General features: G+C 34.4%; 26 protein-coding genes, 1 tRNA gene and 1 pseudogene. 16 read left to right on the forward strand and 12 right to left on the reverse strand.

Annotated features, from left to right (window positions below; translation table 11 throughout):
- Positions 1 to 6: 6 nt before the first annotated feature.
- Both E0H99_RS07750 and E0H99_RS07755 read left to right on the forward strand, forming a co-directional pair.
- Complete coding sequence (locus E0H99_RS07750; protein WP_131993379.1) at positions 7 to 1875, forward strand: peptidase M61; 1869 nt, start codon at positions 7 to 9, stop codon at positions 1873 to 1875.
- 218 nt (positions 1876 to 2093) lie between these two features.
- A complete protein-coding gene (locus E0H99_RS07755; protein ID WP_131993382.1) occupies positions 2094 to 2804 on the forward strand; it encodes a DUF4369 domain-containing protein in 711 nt (236 codons plus the stop codon).
- A 150-nt stretch (positions 2805 to 2954) separates the two neighbouring features.
- Here E0H99_RS07755 and E0H99_RS07760 read toward each other — a convergent pair whose 3' ends face one another.
- From E0H99_RS07760 to idi, 7 genes are all read right to left on the reverse strand, one after another.
- Positions 2955 to 3419 carry a DUF5362 family protein gene (locus tag E0H99_RS07760; protein ID WP_131993385.1) on the reverse strand — a complete coding sequence of 155 codons (465 nt, stop codon included), beginning with the start codon at positions 3417 to 3419 and terminating at the stop codon, positions 2955 to 2957.
- Positions 3420 to 3547: 128 nt separating this feature from the next.
- Positions 3548 to 3621 (reverse strand) — tRNA-Thr (locus E0H99_RS07765).
- Positions 3622 to 3699: 78 nt separating this feature from the next.
- On the reverse strand, positions 3700 to 3966 hold the full coding sequence (locus E0H99_RS07770) for a hypothetical protein (protein WP_099713324.1): 267 nt from the start codon (positions 3964 to 3966) through the stop codon (positions 3700 to 3702).
- Positions 3967 to 4034: 68 nt separating this feature from the next.
- Positions 4035 to 4997 (reverse strand): type I phosphomannose isomerase catalytic subunit, encoded by a 963-nt coding sequence (locus tag E0H99_RS07775; RefSeq protein WP_131993388.1) that lies wholly within the window; start codon positions 4995 to 4997, stop codon positions 4035 to 4037.
- A 154-nt stretch (positions 4998 to 5151) separates the two neighbouring features.
- The gene (locus E0H99_RS07780) at positions 5152 to 5610 is read right to left on the reverse strand and encodes a peroxiredoxin (RefSeq protein WP_131993391.1); all 459 of its coding nucleotides are present in this window, start codon (positions 5608 to 5610) and stop codon (positions 5152 to 5154) included.
- Complete coding sequence (locus E0H99_RS07785; RefSeq protein ID WP_131993394.1) at positions 5610 to 6020, reverse strand: 6-pyruvoyl trahydropterin synthase family protein; 411 nt, start codon at positions 6018 to 6020, stop codon at positions 5610 to 5612. Before E0H99_RS07785 ends, E0H99_RS07780 begins: the two co-directional genes overlap by 1 nt.
- Before the next feature lie 90 nt (positions 6021 to 6110).
- Positions 6111 to 6638, reverse strand: coding sequence for an isopentenyl-diphosphate Delta-isomerase (gene idi / locus E0H99_RS07790; protein WP_131993397.1), 528 nt, complete (start codon positions 6636 to 6638; stop codon positions 6111 to 6113).
- A gap of 167 nt (positions 6639 to 6805) precedes the next feature.
- Here idi and E0H99_RS07795 point away from each other — a divergent pair, with 167 nt between their 5' ends.
- From E0H99_RS07795 to E0H99_RS07820, 6 genes are all read left to right on the forward strand, one after another.
- Positions 6806 to 7267 carry a GNAT family N-acetyltransferase gene (locus E0H99_RS07795; RefSeq protein WP_131993400.1) on the forward strand — a complete coding sequence of 154 codons (462 nt, stop codon included), beginning with the start codon at positions 6806 to 6808 and terminating at the stop codon, positions 7265 to 7267.
- Positions 7268 to 7625: 358 nt separating this feature from the next.
- On the forward strand, positions 7626 to 8186 hold the full coding sequence (gene msrB, locus E0H99_RS07800) for a peptide-methionine (R)-S-oxide reductase MsrB (RefSeq protein ID WP_131993403.1): 561 nt from the start codon (positions 7626 to 7628) through the stop codon (positions 8184 to 8186).
- Position 8187: 1 nt separating this feature from the next.
- Positions 8188 to 8814: a peptide-methionine (S)-S-oxide reductase MsrA gene (gene msrA, locus E0H99_RS07805; RefSeq protein WP_131993406.1), complete on the forward strand. Its 627-nt coding sequence runs from the start codon at positions 8188 to 8190 to the stop codon at positions 8812 to 8814.
- Positions 8815 to 9046: 232 nt separating this feature from the next.
- The gene (locus E0H99_RS07810; RefSeq protein ID WP_131993409.1) at positions 9047 to 9832 is read left to right on the forward strand and encodes a CHAD domain-containing protein; all 786 of its coding nucleotides are present in this window, start codon (positions 9047 to 9049) and stop codon (positions 9830 to 9832) included.
- A gap of 79 nt (positions 9833 to 9911) precedes the next feature.
- Positions 9912 to 10397 carry a nuclear transport factor 2 family protein gene (locus tag E0H99_RS07815; protein ID WP_165930227.1) on the forward strand — a complete coding sequence of 162 codons (486 nt, stop codon included), beginning with the start codon at positions 9912 to 9914 and terminating at the stop codon, positions 10395 to 10397.
- A gap of 673 nt (positions 10398 to 11070) precedes the next feature.
- The gene (locus tag E0H99_RS07820; RefSeq protein ID WP_165930273.1) at positions 11071 to 11430 is read left to right on the forward strand and encodes a cupin domain-containing protein; all 360 of its coding nucleotides are present in this window, start codon (positions 11071 to 11073) and stop codon (positions 11428 to 11430) included.
- Between the two features lie 83 nt (positions 11431 to 11513).
- On the opposite strand, the gene E0H99_RS07825 is transcribed toward E0H99_RS07820, so the two are convergent.
- Positions 11514 to 13076: an NAD(P)/FAD-dependent oxidoreductase gene (locus E0H99_RS07825; RefSeq protein WP_131993418.1), complete on the reverse strand. Its 1563-nt coding sequence runs from the start codon at positions 13074 to 13076 to the stop codon at positions 11514 to 11516.
- Between the two features lie 198 nt (positions 13077 to 13274).
- On the opposite strand from E0H99_RS07825, the gene E0H99_RS07830 reads away from it, so the two are divergent.
- Positions 13275 to 13514, forward strand: coding sequence for a hypothetical protein (locus tag E0H99_RS07830; RefSeq protein ID WP_131993421.1), 240 nt, complete (start codon positions 13275 to 13277; stop codon positions 13512 to 13514).
- A gap of 75 nt (positions 13515 to 13589) precedes the next feature.
- Here E0H99_RS07830 and recQ read toward each other — a convergent pair whose 3' ends face one another.
- A complete protein-coding gene (gene recQ, locus E0H99_RS07835) occupies positions 13590 to 15785 on the reverse strand; it encodes a DNA helicase RecQ (protein ID WP_131993424.1) in 2196 nt (731 codons plus the stop codon).
- Positions 15786 to 15870: 85 nt separating this feature from the next.
- Here recQ and E0H99_RS07840 point away from each other — a divergent pair, with 85 nt between their 5' ends.
- The 5 genes and pseudogenes from E0H99_RS07840 to E0H99_RS07860 all read left to right on the forward strand — a co-directional run bounded on the left by E0H99_RS07840 (position 15871) and on the right by E0H99_RS07860 (position 19227).
- Positions 15871 to 16836 (forward strand): SIS domain-containing protein, encoded by a 966-nt coding sequence (locus E0H99_RS07840; protein WP_165930229.1) that lies wholly within the window; start codon positions 15871 to 15873, stop codon positions 16834 to 16836.
- Positions 16836 to 17651 (forward strand): twin-arginine translocase subunit TatC, encoded by an 816-nt coding sequence (tatC, locus tag E0H99_RS07845; protein ID WP_131993427.1) that lies wholly within the window; start codon positions 16836 to 16838, stop codon positions 17649 to 17651. The genes E0H99_RS07840 and tatC overlap by 1 nt, the downstream gene beginning before the upstream one ends.
- Positions 17644 to 17997 (forward strand): carboxymuconolactone decarboxylase family protein, encoded by a 354-nt coding sequence (locus tag E0H99_RS07850; protein WP_131993430.1) that lies wholly within the window; start codon positions 17644 to 17646, stop codon positions 17995 to 17997. The genes tatC and E0H99_RS07850 overlap by 8 nt, the downstream gene beginning before the upstream one ends.
- A gap of 69 nt (positions 17998 to 18066) precedes the next feature.
- The gene (gene lptB / locus E0H99_RS07855) at positions 18067 to 18807 is read left to right on the forward strand and encodes an LPS export ABC transporter ATP-binding protein (RefSeq protein ID WP_131993433.1); all 741 of its coding nucleotides are present in this window, start codon (positions 18067 to 18069) and stop codon (positions 18805 to 18807) included.
- Positions 18808 to 18858: 51 nt separating this feature from the next.
- Positions 18859 to 19227: pseudogene (locus E0H99_RS07860) on the forward strand (four helix bundle protein).
- An 81-nt stretch (positions 19228 to 19308) separates the two neighbouring features.
- Here E0H99_RS07860 and E0H99_RS07865 read toward each other — a convergent pair.
- Positions 19309 to 20172, reverse strand: coding sequence for a glycoside hydrolase family 25 protein (locus tag E0H99_RS07865; protein ID WP_131993436.1), 864 nt, complete (start codon positions 20170 to 20172; stop codon positions 19309 to 19311).
- A gap of 9 nt (positions 20173 to 20181) precedes the next feature.
- Entirely contained in the window at positions 20182 to 20898 is a 717-nt protein-coding gene (locus tag E0H99_RS07870; protein ID WP_131993439.1) for a CDP-alcohol phosphatidyltransferase family protein, read from the reverse strand.
- 276 nt (positions 20899 to 21174) lie between these two features.
- Between E0H99_RS07870 and E0H99_RS07875 the strand changes: the two genes are divergently transcribed.
- Together E0H99_RS07875 and E0H99_RS07880 are read left to right on the forward strand one after the other, a co-directional pair.
- Positions 21175 to 22161, forward strand: a complete 987-nt coding sequence (locus E0H99_RS07875; RefSeq protein WP_131993601.1) for a PorV/PorQ family protein — start codon at positions 21175 to 21177, stop codon at positions 22159 to 22161.
- Positions 22162 to 22186: 25 nt separating this feature from the next.
- Positions 22187 to 23323 (forward strand): DUF4105 domain-containing protein, encoded by a 1137-nt coding sequence (locus E0H99_RS07880; protein ID WP_131993604.1) that lies wholly within the window; start codon positions 22187 to 22189, stop codon positions 23321 to 23323.
- 59 nt (positions 23324 to 23382) lie between these two features.
- Here E0H99_RS07880 and E0H99_RS07885 read toward each other — a convergent pair whose 3' ends face one another.
- Entirely contained in the window at positions 23383 to 24777 is a 1395-nt protein-coding gene (locus E0H99_RS07885; RefSeq protein WP_131993442.1) for an exopolysaccharide biosynthesis polyprenyl glycosylphosphotransferase, read from the reverse strand.
- Positions 24778 to 24869 lie beyond the last annotated feature (92 nt).

Here is a 24869-nt window from a genome sequence, read left to right on the forward strand (position 1 = left end):
ACGAAAATGAAAAGAATATTTTTTGCACTAGCATTTGCTTCTGTTCTTTGGAGCTGTAAAACTGCCAGTACTTCAGCTAATGACTCGAAATCTATTATTGATGTAGTAAAAGTCGCTGTTAATTTGAATGACATAAAGGATGACAAAGTACTTGTCACCATTACTTCCCCAAAAATTAGCACGGATGAAGTAACCTACAGCATTCCTAAAATTGTTCCCGGAACCTATTCTGTAGATGATTACGGAAAATACATCGAGGATTTTAAAGCATTTGACAGCAAAGGAAGTGTATTGCCCGTTACTAAAACAGATGACAACACCTGGAATATTAAAAATGCAAAAACGTTAGTTAAAATAACTTATTTGGTAAACGACACATTTGATACTGAAAAAGGTGGCGGTTTTGGTCAAAATGATATTTTTTCACCAGCCGGGACAAACATTGATGCAGGAAAAAACTTTATGCTGAACATGCACGGTTTTGCAGGTTATTTTCAAGACAAAAAAGACCTTCCGTATAATGTAAGTATATCACATCCGGAAACGCTTTGGGGAGCAACCTCAATGACAGATCAAGATGCAAGCGCAACTAACGATGTGTTTACAACACCTCGATATGCTGAATTAGTTGAAAATCCTATTATGTATGCAAAACCGGACTATACTACTTTTACGGTAGACGGCATGGAAATACTGATTGGCGTTTATTCTCCTACTGGAAAAGTGACTGCAGAAAGCATCACTCCTGAGATGAAAACGATGATGACTGCTCAAAAAACATTTTTAGGAAAAATCAATGCTACAAAAAAATACAGCGTATTGTTGTATTTATCAAGTATGACACCTACTGATGCTAAAGGATTCGGAGCATTAGAACACCCTACTGCAACCACCGTTGTTTTACCTGAAATGATGCCAAAGAAAGAATTGGTTAAATCGATGAAAGATGTGGTTTCGCATGAATTTTTTCATATTGTAACACCCTTAACGATTCATTCTAAAGAGATTCATTATTTTGATTACAACACGCCTAAAATGTCAGAACATTTATGGATGTATGAAGGGGTGACAGAATATTTTGCGAATCTTTTTCAGATCAACCAAGGGTTAATTACTGAAGAGGAGTTTTATACGCGTATGGCAGAAAAAATTGAGCATGCAAATGCTATGAATGACACGATGCCTTTCACTATGATGAGTGCCAATGTATTGGCAGAACCTTACAAAGCCCAATACTTGAACGTATATGAAAAAGGAGCTCTTATTGGAATGTGTTTGGATATCATCATTAGAGAAAAAAGTAATGGCGAAAGAGGAATTCTTGATTTAATGCAAAAATTATCTAATGAATATGGAGTTTCAAAACCATTTAATGATAATGAGCTTTTTGCCAAAATAACTTCATTTACCTATCCTGAAGTAGGAGCTTTTTTGACTACTTATGTTTCTGGTCCAACTCCAATTCCTTATGAGACTTATTTGGCTAAAGTTGGCGTTACTAAATCCATGGAAAAAGTACCCGGAAATGTGTTCTTAAAAGGACAATCGCCATATATTACCGTGAACCAACAAACTAAAGAAATCATCGTGATTCCAAACATGGAATTGAACGTTTTTTATACAAATTTAGGGCTTAAAGGAGGAGACATTTTGGTGTCTATTAATGAAAAACCGTATTCATTAGACAATATTTATGATATGATTACGGAGAGTCAAAACTGGAAAGAAAATGACGCCATTACCGTAAAAATAAAACGTGACGGTAAGGAACAAGTAATCAAAGGAAAGGTAAAATTTCCTTATGAAGAAAAAGGAGGTCTTAAGGCTACAGATGCAACCAAAACAACTTTGAAAGAAGCTTGGTTAAAATCATAATCCCAAAAATAATTCAGAAAATCCCAATTTAGAAATATAGATTGGGATTTTTTTTGTGAAATTTGAATGCGTTAGTAAAATCATTCCAACAATTTTCTTTATTTTGCGCCAAAATATAAACACCAATCAAATCGCCTTGATTCAATCCCGAAGTCTCGAGACAAATCAGGATAAAGAATGGCGATACTATGTTTCAAAAAAACAAATTTTAACTTCACATGAAAAAATCTATTATTGCATTCGTTACGCTTATCCTATTAGCATCTTGTAACAAGAATGAATCAAAAACTAATTTACATATTACTGGAAATATTAAAGGATTAAAAAAAGGAACTTTGTATATCCAGCGAATTGTCGATACCACGCTGGTAGCCATTGACACTATAAACATCGATGGAAGTTCCTCATTTGAAAGCAATCTGGACCTAAAATCGCCTGAAATGCTTTATTTATTTTTAGACAGAGGCGTGAGCAATTCCTTAGACAATAATTTATCATTCTTTGCTGAACCAGGAAACATAACTATTGAAACAAGTTTAGATCACTATTTGTCTGACGCCAAAATTAAAGGATCAAAAAATCAGGAAATATTTGAAGAGTATAAAAAGATTAACACCCGTTTTACAGATGAGAATCTTACTTTGATTGAACAAAAGTTTAATGCTATCAAAAGTCAAAACATACAAAAAGCAGATAGTTTAAGCGCAAAACAAGATTCAAACATAAAAAGAAAATACTTATTTGCCACTAATTTTGCACTTAACAACAGAAAATTCGAAGTTGCACCTTATATAGCATTATCTGAAATCTATGATATCAATATCAAATATTTAGATACAATTCAAAAATCAATGTCACCTAAAGTAGCGCAATCGCTTTATGGTAAAAAATTAACGGAATATATTACCAGCATCAAGAACCAAAAGTAAACAGTTCTAAAAGCTACATTCTATTCCATAATTAGAATAAAAAAAATCATCTTGCTTTATAACAAGATGATTTTTTTGTTTTATGAAGAAGTATAGTAACGCTGAAGCCTGACTGAACAAAACCTCATCGTAACTATATATAAAAACTGTCTAAGCGTTATTAAAAGCCATTCCGCCAACGATCATCCCTACAAACATTAAAAGGTACAGAGAGAAAATAACCAGAGTCATAATTCCAATAAATTTGTAATGTGATTTTAGATATCTAAAAGAAGTAGTCAGTGTTTCGGGATCGTTGTTATTAAACGCTGCTTTGGCATTAGATGCAAATTTGTTCAAGTAATATACCGGAAAGAAATAAAGTGCCGCAATAAGCAAATAAACGACAGCCATCACTATTCCAAAAGAGGAACCCATCATTCCCATTGCTGGATTCATTTTCCCCATCGCTGAGAATAATGTACCGGCAAATAAAGCTGCAAAAACAATAAAACCAATTCCTATGTAACCCAGAATTGATAAAAAATAGGCCCACTTTGCTGTTTCTTTCAAAAAGTCTTTCGCAGACTCATTTAGTTTCATTTCAAAATTCTCAATAACTGAATGCTCTTCCATAATTTAATTTTTAGGTTAGATACCAAATTTAACAAAAAAATTATGACATTCAATTAAAACGGAATTCAATTCTGATTTTTACCAAAAACAAAAAACCACTTAACAAAAGTTAAGTGGTTTTATTAAAGAGCCGGCGGAGGGACTCGAACCCACGACCTGCTGATTACAAATCAGCTGCTCTAGCCAACTGAGCTACGCTGGCGACTCATTACGGGTGCAAATATAAGTCTGAATTTCTATTTTCCAAAACAAATTCAAACTTTTTTCGCTTTTTTTTTGACTACAATTCGTTGATTTTAGCAATCAATTGATTTGCAGTTTGTTCCAATTCAACATTGATTTGTTTGAAGTGTGCTTTTTTATTTTCTACTTTTTTTGCATTCACTTTAGTGATTAAAGCGTCAAAAGCAGCAATAGCTTCATCAATTAAATCATTAGTTTCAGTTGTTGGTTTTCCTGTTGTAGAAATTTCGAACAAGTAAACTGCTTCAATAATATCTCCTAAAACGTAGTTGATGTCTTTTTTTAAATTCTTAACGTTTGCCATTTTTATTTTTTTAAAATTTGAATTTTAATTTGCGTCTGCAAAAGTACACATAATCTTTCTATTACCGACTATGAAATGTAAATTTCTAAAATTGAAGCTTTTCCATTGAGAATGAATGCATTCATTGCCGCAGGAATCAAAACAGTATCTCCTTTTTTATATTGTAATTTTGAATTGTTGTATTCCAGTTCAAATGTTCCTTCTGTACACATATATACCGTAAAGGTTTTTCCAGATTTAGAAACTGAAATTTCTCCATCTAACGGAATAAAATTCGTTGTAAAATAAGGACAGTCAACAATTTTGTTTGAATCGTTTATGTTCTTAGTATACGCTTTCTTAGTTTCTACCTTATTATAATTAATGGCATCCAAAGCCAAATCAACATGTAATTCTCTTGTGTTCCCATTAGCATCTACTCTATCAAAATCATAGAGACGGTAGGTAATATCCGAAGTTTGTTGAATCTCGGCAACCACCAATCCTGCACCAATCGCATGAACCGTTCCAGTTTCTAAAAAGAAAACATCACCTGATTTTACTTTTACAGTATCAAGAATAGAAAGTAAAGTCTTGTTTTTTAGATTCTCTAAATATTCGTTAGCATTCGATTTTTCTTTGAAACCCACAATAATTCTGGCGTTATCATCAGCTTGCATGATGTACCACATTTCGGTTTTTCCAAAAGAATTATGTCGTTTTTTAGCTAACTCATCATTTGGATGCACTTGTATGGACAAGTCTTCGCGAGCATCTAAATATTTGAAAAGCAACGGAAATTGTTTTCCGAATCTGGCATGAACTTCCGTGCCTAATATTTCATCCGGAGAATCATTAATAATAGCTGTTAATGATTTCCCTTTCCATTCTCCGTTTGCAACAACACTTACATCACCTTCGACGGTAGACAACTCCCAACTTTCTCCTGTAATTGTAGATGTAATTGGTTTATTAAGTAGTGTTTTTAGTTTTTCACCTCCCCAAATTCTATCTTTTAAAATGGGCTCAAATTGTAATGGATAAAGTTTCATTTAAGTATGTTTTTTTCGGATTGCAAATGTATAAAATCAATATTCTTTTTTTTGCCAAACTACTATACTGTTTAAACCTTTGAGAAGATTTCTGGCAGTAAATAGCAACTGAATGCAAATTAATAGAAAACAAATGTACAATACAATTTTAAATCTATGATACTAATTTCATGATGGCTTGAAGTGCTTTAGGAATGTGTTTGGCAGCCCGCATACTATCAAATATCATTTGAATGACTCCATTTTTATCCGTAACATACGTTACTCGTCCAGGAAGTAATCCAAACAATCCGGAGGGAACCCCAAAAAGTTTTCTAATTTTATTGTCATTATCTGACAAAAGAATAAAAGGCAATTTAAACTGTTTACTGAACTGTTGATGTGAACTGACGCTATCACTGCTGATCCCTATTACTTCAGCGCCTAAGGCCGTAAAGTCTTCATATTGATCTCTAAAACTGCATGCCTCAGTGGTACAACCCGGAGTATTGTCTTTTGGATAAAAATAAATAACGAGAGGCTTGTGTCCCACAATCTTTTGACTGTCAAAATCATTGCCGTTCGCATCTTTCGCTTTAAAATCGGGGATGATATCGCCTACTTTTAGTTTCATTACTCGCCTTTGTAGGTTACAAAATTTCGTGGTGTTTCGTAAAGAACAACTTCTAATTCAAATTCAGGTTTGATTCTTTTTCTGATTTTATTCCAAATGACCACAACAATATTTTCGGCTGTTGGATTCAAATCCTGAAATTCAGGCACGTCAATATTCAAATTTTTATGATCAAACTGATCCTCAACATCCTCTTTAATGATATCACTGAGGAATTTCACATCCATTACATAACCTGTTTCCGGGTCAATTTCACCGGTTACACTCACTGTCAATTCATAGTTATGCCCGTGAAAATTAGGATTGTTACACTTCCCGAAAATAGCATCGTTTTGTTCGAAAGTCCAATCTTTCCGGTATAATCTGTGTGCCGCATTAAAATGGGCTTTTCGTGAAATAGTAACTTTCATAATTTCAGATTTCAGATTTCAGATTTCTCAAAGTTGTGAAATCTAAAATCTTTTTTATGTTAATACATTTTTGAACTGCTATTTGCAATCTTATATTTTATGTTCCTCAAGGAAATGATAAAACTCATCGAAGATAATTTTGAACCAAACGGTATACAGCTCAGGATGAACTTCCATATCATTTTTCACATCCTCAATTTTCATCCACTTCCAGTCCTCTACTTCCTCAGTGTTTATTTCAGGCGCTTCATCATAATAACCAATCATGACATGATCGAGTTCGTGCTCCGTCAAACCATTATCAAAAGGAGCTTTATATATAAAATGGAAAAGCTCTTTGAGTTCTGTTTTAAAACCCATTTCTTCAAACAACCTTCGGCTTCCTGCTTGAATATTTGTTTCTCCTTCCCGCTGATGGCTGCAGCAGGTATTGGTCCAAAGCAAAGGAGAATGGTATTTTTGATGTGCTCGCTGCTGCAACATGATTTCATTTTGACTGTTTAAAACAAAAACTGAAAAAGCACGGTGCAAAACCGCTTTTTCATGTGCTTCTAGCTTAGGCATCAATCCTATTTGCTCATCATTTTCATTAACTAATATTACGTTCTCTTCTAACATATAAAACTATTACAGGTCAAAAATACAAAAAAGATAATTAGGGTCGGGGGCTTTAACGTTCTGTTTCGATTTGTTGAAGCGGAATTTTTTCAGGGCAGTCCAAATAAAAGTGACATCATACTTTCAAAGATTCTTTTGTATTTTTATAACAAATTATAAAAAGCACCATGCACACGATAACCATCCGAAAAGCAGATCGTAACGATTTAGAAAAACTCCTTGAATTCGAACAGGGAATTATTACTGCCGAACGCCCTTTTGACCCTACTTTAAAAGCAACAAAAATACATTATTATGATATAGAGAAAATGATTTCAACACCACATATTGAAGTATTGGTAGCCGAAATTGATTCGCAGCTTATAGGCTCAGGATATGCGCGAATAGAGACCGCTAAGCCTTATTTGAATCATCTGAACTATGCTTATTTAGGATTCATGTACACCGATCCAAATCACAGAGGAAAAGGAGTAAACGCTAAAATTATTGAAGCGCTCAAAGATTGGTGCAACCTGCAGGATGTATTTGAACTTCGACTGGACGTATACAATGACAATACTTCGGCAATTAAGGCATATGAGAAAGCAGGGTTCGAAAAACACCTCGTCAACATGCGAATGATTCTATAAATATGACGGTCCGCTTTGTAGATAAACTTTATTTTTCTGCCACAGATTTAAAAGATTTCCACAGAACAAACCACCTCGAGGCAGAGTTCCAGACGCATTGATGAAGTGAAACACAGATTATACCAATTTACACAAACAAAAATCTGTGAAATCTGTGGCAAAATTATTGCTGGTATTGGTTACGATTGCGGATAGACCTATTTTATAATAATAAGGTTTTGTTAATTCTAAATCCAGATATGTCTTTTACCCGTAAATAACAATAGTTAAAACGTTCTTAAATAACTATTCATTTGCAAAGTAGGTGACATTTTTTGATTCAAAAGCACTTTACATTTGTACTATAAAAAAGAAAATCATGAAAACAACAACCCGTTTTTTAAACGTATTATTTTTGCTTCCTTTATTCATGTTCACTGCCTGTGGTCAAACTACAAACAAAAAAGACAGTGCAAAAAAATCTATCACAATGAAAAATTCCATCAATAAACCCGGAAATCCGTATTACTCAAATACAGACACGACAAAACTTAATGTTAGTAATGCCGAATGGAAAAAGGTTTTACCCGAAGACGTTTATGAAGTAACCCGTAATGCTGACACGGAGAGACCTTTTACAGGAAAGTATTGGGACACGGATGAAAAAGGAACCTATTATTGTGCAGCTTGTGGCAACAAACTATTTCGTTCTGGCGCCAAATTTTCAAGCAACTGTGGCTGGCCAAGCTTTTTCGAACAAGACAACAAAAACAGTGTTATTTACAAAACCGACAATTCTCTTGGAATGGAAAGAATTGAAGCCCTTTGCGGAAGATGCAACGGTCATTTAGGGCATCTTTTTGATGATGGCCCTGCACCAACCGGAAAAAGATACTGTATGAATTCTATCGCACTTGACTTTATCCCTGACACTAAATAAGATGAAAAATATATTTTTAATTGCACTATTGGCTTCATTGGGCATGTTTGGACAAAACAGCACAACTGATAAAACTAAAAAACAATCCAATTTTGAAACCATTACATTGGCCGGCGGTTGTTACTGGTGCGTTGAGGCCGTTTATGAGAATCTAATTGGAGTAAAATCGGCAGTATCAGGATACGCAGGCGGAAAAATCGCTAATCCTACTTATGAGGATGTTTCTACCGGAAGATCCGGTTATGCCGAAGTAGTTCAGATTACCTACGACAAAAACGCAACAAATCTGGATGAGATTTTTAAAGTTTTCTTTACAGTCCATGACCCAACTACACTAAACCGACAAGGTGCCGATGTAGGAACACAATATCGTTCCGCTATTTTTTATAAAAATGAAGCACAAAAAAAATCAGCGCAAACGATTATCACTGCAATGAAAAAAGCTAGGATTTATGACAGTCCAATAGTTACAACATTAGAGCCGTTGACTAAATTTTACAAAGCCGAAGACTACCATCAGAATTACTATGCAAACAATAAAAGTCAACCCTATTGTCAAATGGTAATTCAACCCAAAATGGAAAAATTCGAAAAGCTTTTTAAAAGCCGATTGAAAACGAAAAAATAAATTATTAAGCTATCGCCTTGCCACAACAAACAAGGCGTTTTTTTTTATATCCACATGAAAAACGCAATGCAATAAGTAGATTTACTACTCTAAAATTCATATATTTATACTTCTTTTTACCCATTTAAAAAGTACACTTTGTACAACGAACATCATTTTCGCGGAATGTTTTTTTGATAGATTTTTTAAATCATCATCCTTTTTTTATTCTAAAATAACTATTTTATAAAAGATGAAAGCACTTAGAACATATTTTAAAATACGAAAAAGTGCCGTAAATCTTATTTTAGAAAAATCTCCAAAATCCTTTACTCCGGAAACTTTTCATACCCTTCGAGTAGAAATCAAGAAAATGAACGCTTTATTTGATTTGCTAAACTATTGTTCCAAAAAATTTAAACATAAAAGAATTTACAAACCTTTTAGACTTATTTTTAAACAAGCAGGAAAAGTAAGAGAACTTCAAATAGAAGAATGCTTGCTTGCAGAACAACCCAATTCCCATTTGGTAAAAGCATACAGAAATCGTTTACAAAAACTCGAAACCAAAGAACTGCTACGTTTCTTCTCTATTGTTAATAAAAGCTTCGTTCGAAAATTAAAAAAAAAGTATCGTAAAATTATTCCCATGCTAGCTAAAACAAGTAAAAAAAAGAGGATTCGCTATATGGATGAAAGGAGAAGAGCTATTAAAAAATTAATATGCAAAACCAACTTTAAAAAAACACAAATGCACACTTTTCGCAAACGATTAAAAACATACCAATACAATGAAAAAATCATGAATTGTAAATCACAAAACCAATCATTGCCAGACAAAAATATTTTATCTGATTTACTTGGGAAATGGCATGATTATGAGGTTGTCATCAATCATTTGAAAAAAGGAATTAATTCGAATAAAACGATTCCAAGCGAAACGAAACAACTTCAAATAACTAAAGCAATATTAACTTCAAAAAGAGAAGTATTATTCAACAAAATAAATGCAACTTTACCCTATCAGACTCTTTTATAAATATTTGAACAAAATAAAGATAAAGACCATGGTAAAGGATTGCAGAAATCATGTACTCCACCAAAATATTTTGAACATTATGAAACAAAACACATTCAAATTTCATTACTTATTAAATCTAATTCTTGCTTTAGTTTTTTTTAATACTGCAACTGCACAAGAAAAAAAAGTAGCACCAGCCTCCGCTGAATTATATAAGGAAATCGAACAAATGGATGAGATTATGTTTGAAGCGTTCAACAAGAAAGATTTCGAAAAATTCAAATCTTTATTTACCGAAGATTTAGAATGGTTTCAAGACAATGGAGGATTACTTAGCTATGAAACCGTTTTTACCAATTTTTCGAATATGTTTAAAAACGAAAACAAACTAACCCGAAAACTGATCAAAGAAACTCTGGAAGTCCATCCTATTAAAGACTATGGAGCAATTGAAATTGGCGTACACGAATTTCGACATATGGAAAACGGAAAAGAAGAAATTGGAACATTTAAATTTCTTATGATTTGGAAGAAAAAAGACAATCAATGGAAAATATCTAGAGTAATCAGTTACGACCATTAAATATAAATAGTAAGTTTTGTTTTACTTTTTATAATATTAAAGATTTTATTTCATCCATTTATTTTCTTTGTTTGTATTTCAAAACAAAACCTATGAAAAAAATAATATTGAAGAAATAACAGAATTTTACAATCTGAAATGCAATCAAACCGAAGCTATTCCTACTCCAACAGGAACAAAATAAAAACATCTTACCTAGCTTTGATTCATATACAAAATTCGTTTTTTAAATTTTAGAAATGGATTTTTACTCCATCAATTCAAAACTCAAGTAAATAGCTAATTGTCAGCTATTTAAATTCAAAAAAAAGACCCTCTATTTAATATTCTACCAGTTTTTTTTGTAAATTAGTGGTTCCCCAAAAGCCATTTATTGCGCTTCGATAGTTCAAATAAATTGCTATGCAAAAGTTTGCACCGTCCAAAGAATTGATATTTCCTTTTTAATAGAACTGTACCTATGAAACCGCATAGAACTTGCTAATAAATTAAAAAAGTATTAGTTACAAGTGTCACCAAATTTCTTAATACTAATTAAAAATGTATGTTGGCAGAAGTCAATATACATTAGGAATGAAACTGAAATATTTTTTTAAATGGATAATAAAACATTGTCCATCTTATGTCTAATCAATAAAAATGAAATAAAATGAAAGCAATTAAAATGATTTCGATGTCGTTGCTCATTGGATTATTCCTACTATTGAGCTCAAGTGTCTATGCACAAGATCCTATGAAAGCGGGTCCGAAAGTGTATAAAAAAATCCTCCTCGACAATGATAAAGTGAGGGTCATGTCAGCTGAATTTGTCCCAGGCGCAACTATGCCATGGCATAGCCATCCTCATCACACCGTGTATGCTTTGACCGGTGGTAAAATTCAGATCACAGAAAAAGGCATGCCGGCAACCGAATCTAACATCAAAGCAGGAGACGTACTGTATTTCCCACCCGTAACGCACATGGCAAAAAACACAGGAACTACTACATTCAAGATTGTTGTGACAGAAATAAAACCTGCCAAGAAAAAATAATCCAATCCTATTTTAAAATAATACTACAGAAGCAGCCTAAATAAGGCTGCTTTCTTTAAAAGACGACTGTATCGCTGAAAAAATTAATTTCCTATACATTCTTTTATCATCAACGCGCATTTCTCACCATCAATAGCGGCAGATATAATTCCGCCGGCATAACCCGCGCCTTCTCCACAAGGATACAAGCCTTTTATTTGAACGTGCTCGTAAGTCAAAGGATCTCTGGGAATACGCACAGGCGAAGAAGTTCTGGATTCTGGCGCATGAAGTATCGCTTCATTTGTCAAATAACCACGCATGGATTTTCCGAATTCAGTGAAGCCTTCTCTTAATATTTGCGTTAAAAATCCAGGAAAAACCTGTCCCATTTCTACTGAAGTTGTTCCGGGAACATAAGAGGTTTTCGGAATGTCCGAAGAAACTCTGTTTTGCGTAAAATCAATCATCCGTTGTGCAGGAACTTTTTGACTTTCGCCTGCCAAATGCCAGGCGCGTTGCTCGATACTTTTTTGGAATTCCATTCCAGCCAAAGCACCAAATTTAGCAAAAGGTTTAAAATCTTCCAGTTGCAGTTCGATTACAATTCCTGAATTGGCAGTAGCCTGATCCCTTTTGGAGGGTGACCAACCATTCGTTACCACTTCACCGGGGCTAGTGGCACAAGGCGCAATCACGCCGCCAGGACACATACAAAAGGAATACATTCCCCTTCCTCCTACTTGCTTCACAATAGAATATGGAGCCGGAGGTAAATAATCCCCACGATAATCACAACTGTATTGAATACTGTCAATCAAAGATTGTGGATGTTCTGCCCTTACGCCCAAGGCAAAAGGTTTGGCCTCGATAAAAATCTTTTTCCTATCCAATAATTCGAAAATATCACGAGCCGAATGCCCGGTGGCCAAAATAAGCTTATTAGCAAGAATTGTATCCCCTTTTTGAGTAACGATACCTTGCACTTCATTATTTTTTATTAAAATATCAGTCAATCGGGTTTCAAACAAAACTTGTCCGCCACATTCGATGATTTTTCCCCGGATGTCCTGAATGATTTGAGGTAATTTATTGGTTCCAATATGTGGATGCGCCTCAATCAGAATATCGGCTGAAGCTCCAAAAGCGACAAATAATTCCAAAACTCGCGTTACATCACCTCTTTTTTTAGAACGTGTATACAACTTCCCATCCGAATAGGTTCCTGCTCCGCCTTCGCCAAAACAATAATTGGAATCTTCATTCACAAGATGATCTACATTGATGGCTTTCAAATCTCTTCTTCTGCCTCTAACGTCTTTTCCACGCTCGATAACTATGGGCTTCAAACCCAATTCTATCAATTGCAAAGCAGCAAAAAGTCCGGCAGGTCCTGCGCCAACAACGATTACTTCTTGGGCTGTAGCCACATTACCATAATCTGGAAGTTGGATTTTTTGCTCTTGAAAAGGTTCTCCTTTAAAATAAATCACAACCTTAAGATTGATTTTTATAGCTTTTTGACGTGCATCTACAGATCTTTTTAAAATAGAAACATGCTGAATTTCATTTACAGAAACCTTAATTTGTTTCGATAAATAATTTTTCAACAACAAATCGTTTGCTGCAATTTCTGGAGATACTTGTAATAAGAGTTCTTGAGGCATTTTTTTAGGTTATTCGATTTTTAGATTATTTGACTTTTAAAAATGTCTAAAATAACCCAGGTACAAAAGTAGTATTTTGTACTGACTTCTTGTTATTGAATGGAAAATCCCTTTTCAAATTTACAAATTGGTTTATTTTCGAATTAGACTTTGTAACTTTGGTGCTTTAACTCTATGAACCTTTGTACCTCATAAAAAATGTCTAGACAAATAAAACTAATATGGGATTTCCGTGGACCAGCTTCCGCAAAAACTGCCGAACACCATGAAATTCATTTGAAAGAATACATTGCTATTGAAAAATTACCGTTGAATATAACCGGGTTTGAAATTCATGGCGAAATGCAAGCCATCGCATTTATGGTAGTTACGGATGAAAACATGATTCAGGTTCGAGATGCTTTGAAACCGCATCGTGGAGAGTTATATATAGTCTAAAGTCATAAAGTCGAAATGTCCAAAAAACACCAAACCTTCTAAAACTTTATGATTTTATGACCTTCGACTTTATGACTAGTTAGCAACCTCGCTGATGAATTTAATTCGCATCAAGCGCAATTCATCAATATCATAATCCCCATCAAATTCTTTGAGTGCGTTTTCAATATTATCCGATTCTGATTCCATAAAATAATCGTGAATTTCTTCCTGCTGATCATCGTCAAGCATATCATCAATCCAATATTTTATATTCAGTTTAGTTCCTGAATACACAATTTGCTCCATTTCTTTAATCAGAGCATCCATGTTGATTCCTTTGGCGGAAGCAATATCATCAAGGGATAATTTCCTGTCGATATTTTGGATAATATACAGTTTATTTACAGAGTTTACTCCCGTAGATTTCACTACTAAATCTTCCGGACGGATGATATCGTTATCTTCTACATATCGGCTGATTAATTCTAAGAATGCCGCACCGTATTTTTTAGCTTTTCCTTCCCCAACCCCATGAATATTATTCAATTCTTCTTGGGAAACAGGATATTTCAAAGCCATGTCTTCCAATGATGGATCTTGAAAAACCACAAATGGAGGAACGCCTAATTTCTTAGCCACTTTTTTACGCAAATCACGCAACATACCCATCAATAATTCATCGGCAGTTCCAGTAGATTTGGAAGCGGTTACAATGGCTTCGTCCTCAGATTCGTTGTATTCATGATCTTCAGACATCATAAAGGATTCTCGGTTTTTAATAAAATCCAACCCCTTCTTGGTGATTTTTACAATGCCATAGGTTTCAATATCTTTCGATAAAAATCCAGCAACAAGAACTTGTCGTAATAAGGCCATCCAGTATTTTTCATCATGATCTGAACCACATCCAAAAAAAGACTGTGTATCTGTTCTATGTGCTTTAATGACAGCATTGACACGGCCAATCAATGTAAAAACAACTTCTTTTGATTTGTATAAATGCTTCGTATCGCGAACCACTTCCAGTAGTTGCACCACTTGATCTATGGCTTCGACTTTTGTTTTTGGATTTCGAATATTGTCATCCATATCAGCGCCTTCACCATTAACATCGTCAAATTCTTCTCCAAAATAATGAAGCAGGAATCTCCTTCTGGACATCGAAGTTTCAGCGTAAGCCACAACTTCCTGCAACAAAGCAAATCCGATTTCTTGTTCAGCAACGGGTTTTCCCGACATGAATTTTTCTAATTTCTCGACATCTTTATAAGAATAATAGGCTAAACAGTGTCCTTCACCTCCATCACGACCGGCACGACCCGTTTCCTGATAGTAACTTTCTAATGATTTTGGAATATCATGGTGAATCACAAAACGCACATCCGGTTTGTCAATTCCCATCCCAAAAGCGATGGTAGCCACCACCACATCTACATCTTCCATAAGGAACATATCTTGATGTTTGGCACGGGTTTTAGCATCCAATCCCGCATGATACGGAACGGCACTTATTCCATTAACCTGCAAAACTTCGGCAATAGCCTCTACTTTTTTGCGGCTTAAGCAATAAATAATTCCTGATTTCCCTTTATGTTGTTTTATGAAACGAATAATATCCGATTCTATATTTTTAGTTTTAGTACGTACTTCGTAATACAGATTAGGTCTGTTGAATGATGCTTTAAAAGTGGTCGCATCAGACATATCTAAGTTTTTCAGGATATCTTCCTGTACTTTTGGCGTAGCCGTAGCAGTCAAACCTATAATAGCTACATCACCCAATTGCTTGATGATGTGTTTCAAATTCCTATATTCCGGTCTGAAATCATGACCCCACTCCGAAATACAATGCGCTTCATCGATAGCCACAAAAGATATGGTAACATTTTTCAAAAAGTTTACATATTCTTCCTTTGTCAAAGACTCTGGTGCTACATACAGCAACTTTGTCAATCCTGAAGTAATATCTTTTTTTACCTGAGCAATTTCCGTTTTAGTAAGAGAGGAGTTTAAAACATGGGCAACACCATTTTCAGAAGACAAACTTCTGATGGCATCCACTTGATTTTTCATTAAAGCAATAAGGGGCGAAACTACGATAGCAGTTCCCTCTTGAATCAAAGCAGGTAATTGATAACAAAGTGATTTTCCTCCTCCTGTGGGCATTATCACAAATGTATTCTCTTGGTTTAGGATACTTTTTATGACTTGTTCCTGCAACCCCTTAAATTGGCTAAAGCCAAAATATTTTTTTAATTCTTTGTGTATGTCAATTTCGTTTGAATTCATTCTTTATTATGTGGTATTTTGTATAAATTTGCAACACCTAAAGGTACAAATTTCTTTTACACATACAAATTTTAATTATTCTGTTTTGATATCTAAAGAAAATATATTGGCTAGTGCCAAAAAAACTATTTTATCGGAAAGCCAATCAATTGCCAAACTAACTGATTTTCTTGATGAAAACTTCATTGAAGCAACACAAAATATCTATAATTCCAAAGGGAGACTTGTGGTTACAGGGATAGGAAAAAGTGCAATTATTGCCCAGAAAATGGTAGCTTCCTTTAATTCTACGGGAACACCATCGCTGTTTCTCCATGCCTCAGAGGCTATTCACGGTGATTTAGGGATGGTTCAAAATGAAGATATTGTCATTTGCATTTCAAAAAGCGGCAACAGTCCTGAAATAAAAGTTTTAGTACCGCTCTTAAAACGATTTGGCAATACTTTGATTGCAATAACCGGAAATACAACTTCTTTTCTTGCTAAAGGCTCTGATTTTGTTTTGAACACCACAGTAGATGCTGAAGCTTGTCCTAATAATCTTGCTCCAACAAACAGCACAACCGCACAATTGGTGATGGGCGATGCTATAGCTGTTTGCCTTATGGAAATGCGTGATTTCAAAGCCGAAGATTTTGCTGTTTATCATCCCGGCGGTGCATTGGGCAAAAAATTATTGTTGCGTGTAAAAGACATGTTGGAACACACCTTGAAACCTATGGTTGCTCCAGATGCATCGATAAAAAAGGTGATTTTCGAAATCTCGGAGAAGCGTCTTGGCGTAACCGCGGTTGTCGATCAGGATAAAGTTATCGGTATTATTACCGATGGTGATATTCGAAGAATGTTAAACGACAGAGATTCTTTCGCTGATTTGACCGCTAAAGATATTATGACAAAAAATCCAAAATTAGTATCATCTACCGCTATGGTTGTAGATGCCTTGAACACCTTAGAAGACTTCTCCATCACACAATTAGTAGTTGTGGATAATGGTGAATACAAAGGGGTATTACATTTACACGATATTTTAAAAGAAGGAATAGTATAATGGCAAAAAAAAACCTAAACGAAATGTCGTTTTTAGATCATCTTGAAGAATTAAGATGGTTATTAGTTCGAAGCACAATTGCAATATTAATTTTGGCTACCGTCACTTTTTTCATAAGTGATTATATTTTTGATGTTATCATTTTTGGCCCCACAGATGCTAATTTTATTACCTACCGTTTTTTTTGTGATTTGTCTCACACTTTGGGTTTTGCTGAGAGTATTTGCGTAACCGAAATGCCTTTCATCATTCAAAATACGAATATGGAGGGTCAAATTAACGTTTTGATTTGGACGTGTATAACAGCCGGATTTATCTTAGGGTTTCCTTTTATTTTATGGGAAGTCTGGAAATTTATCAGTCCTGCATTGTATGATACAGAAAAAAAGCATGCCAAACTTTTTATTTTTTCGTCTTCCTTGCTTTTCTTCTTGGGCGTATTGTTTGGCTACTTTGTAATTGTGCCCATGTCAGTCAACTTTTTTGCCTCGTTTACCATCAGTGATGTCGTAAAAAACCAATTTAGTATTGATTCGTATATTGGATTAGTAAAGACGAGTGTTATCGCTTGTGGATTGTTTTTTGAATTGCCGATTATCATCTATTTCTTAACAAAATTAGGATTAGTAACTCCAGTTTTCTTAAGAAAATACTGGAAATATGCCGTAATTATCATTCTGATAGTTGCCGCAATAGTTACTCCGCCTGATGTGGTAAGTCAAATAATTGTAACGATTCCGATGTTGTTAATTTATGAAGCAAGTATCTTAATTTCAAAAATAGTAGTAAAAAATAAAAAAGAACAAAATGGCTGATATCATTCAAGAATTCAACGAATACCGTTCTAAAATGAACGAAAAATTATTGGCAGACAATAATAAAATTGTAAAGCGAATTTTTAATCTGGATACCAATGCCTATGCAGCGGGAGCGCTGGATGTAAAAACCAAAGAATTACTGGGATTAGTAGCTTCGGCAGTTTTACGTTGTGACGATTGTGTAAAATACCATTTGGAAACCAGCTTTAAAGAAGGTGTTACCAAAGAGGAAATGATGGAAACTATGGGAATCGCAACACTTGTTGGCGGAACTATTGTCGTTCCTCATTTACGTAGAGCCTATGAATTCTGGGAAGCACTGGAACAAACCGCTGTGAAATAATTGTTAAGAAGCAAAATCCTTTAATTCTTTATCCGTTTATTTGAACGGTTAAACAATCAAACTAAAAAAATGAAATTAAGAGCCGAAAATTTAATCAAAACCTATAAAGGTCGTAGTGTTGTAAAAGGCATTTCGGTAGAAGTGAATCAAGGCGAAATCGTAGGGCTTTTGGGACCAAACGGTGCTGGAAAAACAACTTCTTTTTATATGATTGTGGGATTAGTTAAACCGAATTCAGGCAATATATTTCTGGACGATTTGAATATTACCGATTATCCTATGTACAAAAGAGCACAGCAGGGAATTGGTTATTTAGCGCAGGAAGCATCTGTTTTTAGAAAATTAAGCATCGAAGACAACATATTAAGCGTATTGCAATTGACAAAACTTACCAAAGCTGAACAAGAAGCTAAAATGGAAAGTTTAATCGAAGAATTCAGCTTAGAACATATTCGTACCAATCGTGGCGATTTACTTTCGGGTGGAGAACGCCGTCGTACCGAAATTGCAAGATGCTTGGCTACCGATCCAAAATTTATTTTATTGGACGAACCATTTGCCGGTGTCGATCCTGTTGCCGTTGAAGACATTCAGAGAATTGTGGCGCAGTTAAAAAATAAAAACATAGGAATTCTTATTACGGATCACAACGTACAGGAAACCTTGGCTATTACGGATAAAACCTATCTTATGTTTGAAGGTGGAATCCTAAAAGCGGGAATTCCGGAAGAATTAGTAGAAGATGAGATGGTACGTCGCGTCTATCTTGGACAAAATTTTGAGTTGAGAAAGAAGAAATTAGAGTTTTAAAAAAGTGGTCAGTGATCAGTAGCAGTGATCAGTTCTAAAAAAACAGACGATATGAAATTCCAAGACTTATTATTGCATCAGAAATCATTTTCATTAGCCATGAAAATCTTTGAAATAACAAAATCGTTCCCAAAAGAAGAAATGTATTCTTTGACGGATCAAATTAGGCGTTCTTCTAGAAGCGTACCCGCTAATATCGCGGAAGCATATAGAAAAAGAGTTTATCCTAAACATTTTCATAGTAAATTAACTGATTCCGATGCTGAAAACTCAGAAACTTAAGTTTGGATGGAATTTTCACTTAAATGCAACTATATAAGCGAAAGTATTTACAACGAATTATTAAATGAAAGCAATGAAGTTGGAAAACTAATCAATTACATGATTTTAAATCCTCAAAAGTTCGGAGTAACCATTTAAAAAATATCGATTAAATCTATTTCCAAACCTCTAATCACTGTTCACTAAATTACTGTTCACTGAACACTGAATACTAAAAAACTACTCTACAGTAATATACCGCAACTGTTGCAAATCTCCATTATAAATATTAACATCTACATTCCCTTTTATCCCCGGAACTGATGCTTTTTCTGTGAATTGCCAGAACAACCAATCTTCGTCTATTTCCTCCCTGTAAAAATTATAATTGGCAATCCAAAAAAGATAATCGCTGAATTCTACTTTCAAAAAATCGTCATAATACCGCTCGCCGGTATAGATAATAGGCTTTACACCGTAATGGGATTCCACAGCATTTAACCATCTTTTCAAACCTAATTTAAGATTTTCAATCGACTGATTTTTAGGAAGTTTTTCAATATCCAAAACCGGGGGTAAATCTCCTTTTTGAAGCGTTACTGTTTTAATAAAAAATTCGGCTTGCTCAATTGAATTTTCGTTAGGACGATAGTAATGATAGGCCCCGCGAATCATTTTATTTTCTTTGGCGCCAAGCCAATTCTTATTAAACTGACGGTCTTTTCTGTCTTTTCCAACAGTAGCACGAATAAACACAAAATCTAAGGGATATTTCTTTTCTAAAGTATCTACATAAGTCCATCGGATTTTTCCTTGGTATTCCGAAACGTCAAGACCAATGCTTTTTCCCTCGTGTTTTTCTAAAACCTGATAATTTCGAACATCAGAAATGCGCTTGGCTTCTGTTTCTTCTCTTAGAATCTTATCCGATTTAAAACTAAAATAATACGCTAAACCATCTCGATAATGATAACCAACAGCAATTATCAGTACAACAAAAATAGCAACAATAGAATAGCGCAAAACCTTTCCGGAGAAAACAGTTGCTTTCTTTTTAGGTTTACGGACTACCGTAGTTTTTCTTCTGACCGTTTTTCTTTTCATTCAAAAAAACTACTTTTTCAGCATTTTATTATGCACCACGGACAGCAAAACATAAAAGAGAATGACTAAAGGAATTCCTAAATACTGGAGGAAAATCAACAACAAAAGAGAACAAATCAAAAACACAATTTGAAGTACATTATCCTTGAAATTGAACTTTTTTATTTTTAAGGAGAACAAAGGAATTTCAGCGTTCAAGATGTAAGCGCTTAATAACGCTATTACCAATAAAACCCATTGATTCGTCAAAATTTCGACAATAAATAAAGAATCGGTGTATTTTAAAACCAAGGGAAGACTTAAAATAAACAGTGCATTGGCAGGCGTTGGCAAACCAATAAAAGAATCTGTTTGACGGGTATCAATATTAAAATTTGCCAATCGGTAACAAGAACCTAAGGCAATCAAAAATCCTAAATAAGGAAACAGTTGTAAATGACCAACTGGCGCAATTGATGAATGATCGATCATCATTTGAAACATCACTAAACCCGGCACAACACCGCTGGTAACCATGTCTGCCAAAGAATCCAACTGCAATCCAAGCGGACTCGAAACTTTGAATAAGCGGGCAAAAAAACCATCAAAAAAATCCAAGAATATACCTAAGCAAACAAAATAAAATGCCATTTCAAAATCTTGGTTAAAAGCAAAAACCAAAGCGATACAACCGCAAAAAAGATTTAATAAAGTAATGATATTGGGGATATGCTTTTTAATAATCATAGTTGTAAAATTTAGTGAACCACAGTTGGCAAATTTAGCATAATAAGTCCAGGAGAAGTACGTTTTTAATAGAGTTTTTTCAATAGCGGTTTCTTGTTTGCATATATTTACTCAAAGGAAGAAATAAGCTCAATAAAAAATTATATTTTTGATAAAAATTAAACAGACTTTTCGTTTGTAAAAATGACCCCATTGAAAAAAAGCTTCCTATTAGCAACGGTTTTGGTTAGTACTCTAAACTACAGTCAGGCTGTTAGAAAATACTCGAATGAGTTTATGAATATCGGCGTGGATGCGGCTGCATTGGGCATGTCAAATACTGTTATAGCTGCTACCGGTGATGTGAATTCCGGGTATTGGAACCCAGCAGGACTGATTCATCTGGAGGATCATCAGGTATCAGTAATGCATGCAAATTATTTCGCCAATATTGCCCAATACGATTACTTGGCCTACGCAAGCCCTATAGATGACAGGAGTGCTTGGGGAATTTCATTAATCCGTTTTGGTGTGGATGACATTTTAAATACTACGGAATTAATCGACAGCCAAGGTAATATTGATTACAACAGAATCAGTCTTTTTTCGACTGCTGATTATGGCTTCACTTTTTCTTATGCTCGAAAACTTCCTGTTCGCGGGTTTCAATATGGCGTAAACGCCAAAGTTATCCGACGAATTATTGGCAAATTTGCCAATTCCTGGGGTTTTGGTTTTGATGTCGGATTGCAGTTCGAAAAGAACAACTGGCAATTTGGGCTAATGCTTCGAGATATAACCACAACCTACAATGTGTGGAATATTGATGAAGAAGAATACAAGAAAATTGCCAACGCCATACCCGGAGAAAATCAAGAATTACCGGAGAGTACTGAGATTACGGCTCCAAAAGCACAACTGGGAATCGCTAAAAAATTCATCATACGATACGATTACAGTATTTTGGCTGCGGCCAATATGAATATGCGATTTGCCAAAACGAATGACCTTATCTCGACAGATTTTGTCAGTATCGATCCCGCTATGGGATTAGAATTTGGCTATACTGATTTGGTATTTGTACGTGCCGGAGTGGGTAATTTTCAAAATGTACAACAATTAGACAACTCCGAAAAAGTGGGCTTTCAGCCTAATATCGGATTAGGTTTTAAATACAAAGGCATCCAGATTGATTATGCACTAACTGATTTGGGCGACCAAAGTACCGCTTTGTATTCCAACATTTTTTCGGTTAAAGTAGATTTGGGGATGTTTAGAAATTAATTTAAAAACAGCAATGCCACAGCAAATGAATATAGCTTCTTTAAAAAAAATAGTTCTTTTCACACTACTATTCTCATCCCTATATAGCTTTAGTCAAAGCATCGAATTATCAAAAAACACACAAGTCAGTGTACTTACTTGCGGAACAGGCAACGAATCCTATTCTCTTTTTGGACATACTGCACTTCGGGTACGCGATACAGTCAACGCAATTGATGTGGTATACAATTATGGCGCTTTTGATTTTAACACGCCTAATTTTGTCATGAAATTCATAAAAGGGGACTTGCAATATTTTGCCGTAGCGCACTCCTATCCTGATTTCATCAATCAATACCAGTATGAAAAAAGATCGGTTTATGAGCAGGAATTGAATATTCCTTTTACGTTGAAACAAAAACTATTTGACAACCTCAACACTTCTTTGGCCTCGGGCGATAGTCATTATACGTATAAATTTATTGATAAAAACTGTACATCGATGGTTGTTGATATCATTAATAAAACAGTAGACACCACTGCAATTGTAAAAAACACCGATACCGATATCACCTACAGAACCATCCTTTATCCGTATTTTGACAATCACTTTTACGAAAAATTAGGAACCAGTATCATTTTTGGTAAAAAAGTAGATGGTTTGGGGACACAAATATTTTTACCTTTTGAATTACAAAAAAGCCTGAAGAAAGTTTCTTTTCAGAATCAACCTCTAGCGCAGGAAAACAAAACTATCATAGAATTCGAAAAAGAAGTTCCCACCTCTTGGTGGAATAATCCCTACACGTATATATTGTTTCTTTGCTTTATTATCTTTTTGAGAAAGAAAAGCATCGATTTATTTTACCTCACCATAATGGCAGTAATAGGCATGTTCTTTACGTTTGTCAGCTTTTATTCGTCACATCTGGAATTAGGATACAACTATAATATTTTACTGTTTAATCCAACCTTATTAGGGCTGCTTTATTTTTATTGGACAAAAAACAAAAAAGGAATTTACAATCTGGCGTTATTTAATATCCTGTCGTTAGGAATCTATTTCTTTTTTATAATCAACAAAATTCATTTGGTATTGGTACTGCCATTGGTAATTACAAGCGGAATTATTTTGGTCAGATTGGCAATTCAAAATAAAAAACGCATTCCAATTATCATTTAAAATATATATTTTTTGAAATATTAATATTGATAATAATAATAATAGATTGATGATAATAACTATTGCCCCCTATAAAACAAAACGGTGGTAATTGTTTTAAAAGCAATACTCAAATCCAGAAAAACACTTCTGTGTTTGATATAATACAAATCATATTGCAGTTTTATCAAACTTTCATCAATTGTCGCTCCATAAGCATAATTTACTTGTGCCCAACCCGTAAGGCCCGGTTTTATAATATGTCTTGTTTCGTAGAAAGGCATTATTTCAGCAATTTCTTTTACGAAAAAAGGACGTTCCGGACGAGGACCAATAACGGCCATATCGCCTTTTAAAATATTTATAAATTGGGGAAACTCATCAATTCTTGTTTTTCTTAAAAATTTACCGAAAACTGTTACACGCGAATCATTTGTAGCGGTAAAAACAGCTCCGTTAGACTCAGCATTGCTGACCATAGTCCTGAATTTTAAAATTTCAAAGACCACACCATCTTTGCCAACACGCTCTTGGGTATAAAATAACTTTCCTCGGTTTCCTATTGCATTTCCTATTAGCAGCAATGGGATTAATACCAGACCTATGAATAATCCAAGTATCGAAATACCAATTTCAAAAATTCTGACACTTAATAGATACAATTTATTGTGATTGATTCTGCTAAAAGGAAAAAATCGGTAAAAATCTCTGGACATATAATGTACCGGAATACGCTCCGTTTTACTTTCATACACTTGGGTATACTCTCTAATTATACTCCCAGACTCCAGTAAACGAAGCAGCTGCTGATACAACTCGGCAGTAATTCCATCTGTTTTTTGAGAAGCAATCACAATTTCGGATATAGAATTTTCTTTTACAAAAGAGAACAGCTCTTCCCTTTTTATATTTTTAACATAAGGATATTCGGCTATTGCATCTTCGGCAGCATCGGCATTGACAAACGCAATTATTCTATAATGGGGATCTATATGCTCTAATCCGGAAATCAACTCTTCTACTTGTTCTTTATCACATATTAAAACTGCATTTTGAAGAAACCGATTAGAGGCTAAAAACGTAACGTAAAACATCCGCCATAAAAACAAAGCCAAAAACACAACTAGATAAAACAATAGAATCTGAATTCTTTTAGAAGGCAATACTGGAGAATAAAACGGCGTTAATAAATACACCAAAACGGTCGTTGAAACGGTCAGAATCGTACTCTTTAGCACTTGAAATTGGTTGCTGGCAACCTGAAGATTATACATTTCGAAAATAGTTCCGAAAAGATTGACATAAACTCCCAAGATAATCATCCAATATAAATTATTGGTTGACATAGTAAAATAGTCAAAATCAAATATTTTTCCAACAAAAAATAACGAACCCAAAACAAAAAACACATCAAAAATGCGAAGAATCATCTTTCGTTCTGATATTTCAAAATGAATCTTGTCTACTGAAAACATGAGTGGCATTTACGTTTAGGGGTGCAATTTAATGCTTTTGAGTCGAAGTAAATTTAAGATATGTTAATTTTTTTAACAAAATTTTCTTTTTA

It is taken from the genome of Flavobacterium sp. GT3P67, from assembly GCF_004349155.1.
Classification (GTDB): domain Bacteria; phylum Bacteroidota; class Bacteroidia; order Flavobacteriales; family Flavobacteriaceae; genus Flavobacterium; species Flavobacterium ranwuense.

What these genes read in the sequence shown, in the direction of transcription:
- E0H99_RS07750 (WP_131993379.1), top strand. Translation starts at nt 7, where the DNA reads ATGAAAAGAATATTTTTTGCACTAGCATTTGCTTCTGTTCTTTGGAGC.
- E0H99_RS07755 (WP_131993382.1), top strand. Translation starts at nt 2,094, where the DNA reads ATGAAAAAATCTATTATTGCATTCGTTACGCTTATCCTATTAGCATCT.
- E0H99_RS07760 (WP_131993385.1), bottom strand. Translation starts at nt 3,419, where the DNA reads ATGGAAGAGCATTCAGTTATTGAGAATTTTGAAATGAAACTAAATGAG.
- E0H99_RS07770 (WP_099713324.1), bottom strand. Translation starts at nt 3,966, where the DNA reads ATGGCAAACGTTAAGAATTTAAAAAAAGACATCAACTACGTTTTAGGA.
- E0H99_RS07775 (WP_131993388.1), bottom strand. Translation starts at nt 4,997, where the DNA reads ATGAAACTTTATCCATTACAATTTGAGCCCATTTTAAAAGATAGAATT.
- E0H99_RS07780 (WP_131993391.1), bottom strand. Translation starts at nt 5,610, where the DNA reads ATGAAACTAAAAGTAGGCGATATCATCCCCGATTTTAAAGCGAAAGAT.
- E0H99_RS07785 (WP_131993394.1), bottom strand. Translation starts at nt 6,020, where the DNA reads ATGAAAGTTACTATTTCACGAAAAGCCCATTTTAATGCGGCACACAGA.
- idi (WP_131993397.1), bottom strand. Translation starts at nt 6,638, where the DNA reads ATGTTAGAAGAGAACGTAATATTAGTTAATGAAAATGATGAGCAAATA.
- E0H99_RS07795 (WP_131993400.1), top strand. Translation starts at nt 6,806, where the DNA reads ATGCACACGATAACCATCCGAAAAGCAGATCGTAACGATTTAGAAAAA.
- msrB (WP_131993403.1), top strand. Translation starts at nt 7,626, where the DNA reads ATGAAAACAACAACCCGTTTTTTAAACGTATTATTTTTGCTTCCTTTA.
- msrA (WP_131993406.1), top strand. Translation starts at nt 8,188, where the DNA reads ATGAAAAATATATTTTTAATTGCACTATTGGCTTCATTGGGCATGTTT.
- E0H99_RS07810 (WP_131993409.1), top strand. Translation starts at nt 9,047, where the DNA reads ATGAAAGCACTTAGAACATATTTTAAAATACGAAAAAGTGCCGTAAAT.
- E0H99_RS07815 (WP_165930227.1), top strand. Translation starts at nt 9,912, where the DNA reads ATGAAACAAAACACATTCAAATTTCATTACTTATTAAATCTAATTCTT.
- E0H99_RS07820 (WP_165930273.1), top strand. Translation starts at nt 11,071, where the DNA reads ATGTCGTTGCTCATTGGATTATTCCTACTATTGAGCTCAAGTGTCTAT.
- E0H99_RS07825 (WP_131993418.1), bottom strand. Translation starts at nt 13,076, where the DNA reads ATGCCTCAAGAACTCTTATTACAAGTATCTCCAGAAATTGCAGCAAAC.
- E0H99_RS07830 (WP_131993421.1), top strand. Translation starts at nt 13,275, where the DNA reads ATGTCTAGACAAATAAAACTAATATGGGATTTCCGTGGACCAGCTTCC.
- recQ (WP_131993424.1), bottom strand. Translation starts at nt 15,785, where the DNA reads ATGAATTCAAACGAAATTGACATACACAAAGAATTAAAAAAATATTTT.
- tatC (WP_131993427.1), top strand. Translation starts at nt 16,836, where the DNA reads ATGGCAAAAAAAAACCTAAACGAAATGTCGTTTTTAGATCATCTTGAA.
- E0H99_RS07850 (WP_131993430.1), top strand. Translation starts at nt 17,644, where the DNA reads ATGGCTGATATCATTCAAGAATTCAACGAATACCGTTCTAAAATGAAC.
- lptB (WP_131993433.1), top strand. Translation starts at nt 18,067, where the DNA reads ATGAAATTAAGAGCCGAAAATTTAATCAAAACCTATAAAGGTCGTAGT.
- E0H99_RS07865 (WP_131993436.1), bottom strand. Translation starts at nt 20,172, where the DNA reads ATGAAAAGAAAAACGGTCAGAAGAAAAACTACGGTAGTCCGTAAACCT.
- E0H99_RS07870 (WP_131993439.1), bottom strand. Translation starts at nt 20,898, where the DNA reads ATGATTATTAAAAAGCATATCCCCAATATCATTACTTTATTAAATCTT.
- E0H99_RS07875 (WP_131993601.1), top strand. Translation starts at nt 21,175, where the DNA reads ATGAATATCGGCGTGGATGCGGCTGCATTGGGCATGTCAAATACTGTT.
- E0H99_RS07880 (WP_131993604.1), top strand. Translation starts at nt 22,187, where the DNA reads ATGAATATAGCTTCTTTAAAAAAAATAGTTCTTTTCACACTACTATTC.
- E0H99_RS07885 (WP_131993442.1), bottom strand. Translation starts at nt 24,777, where the DNA reads ATGTTTTCAGTAGACAAGATTCATTTTGAAATATCAGAACGAAAGATG.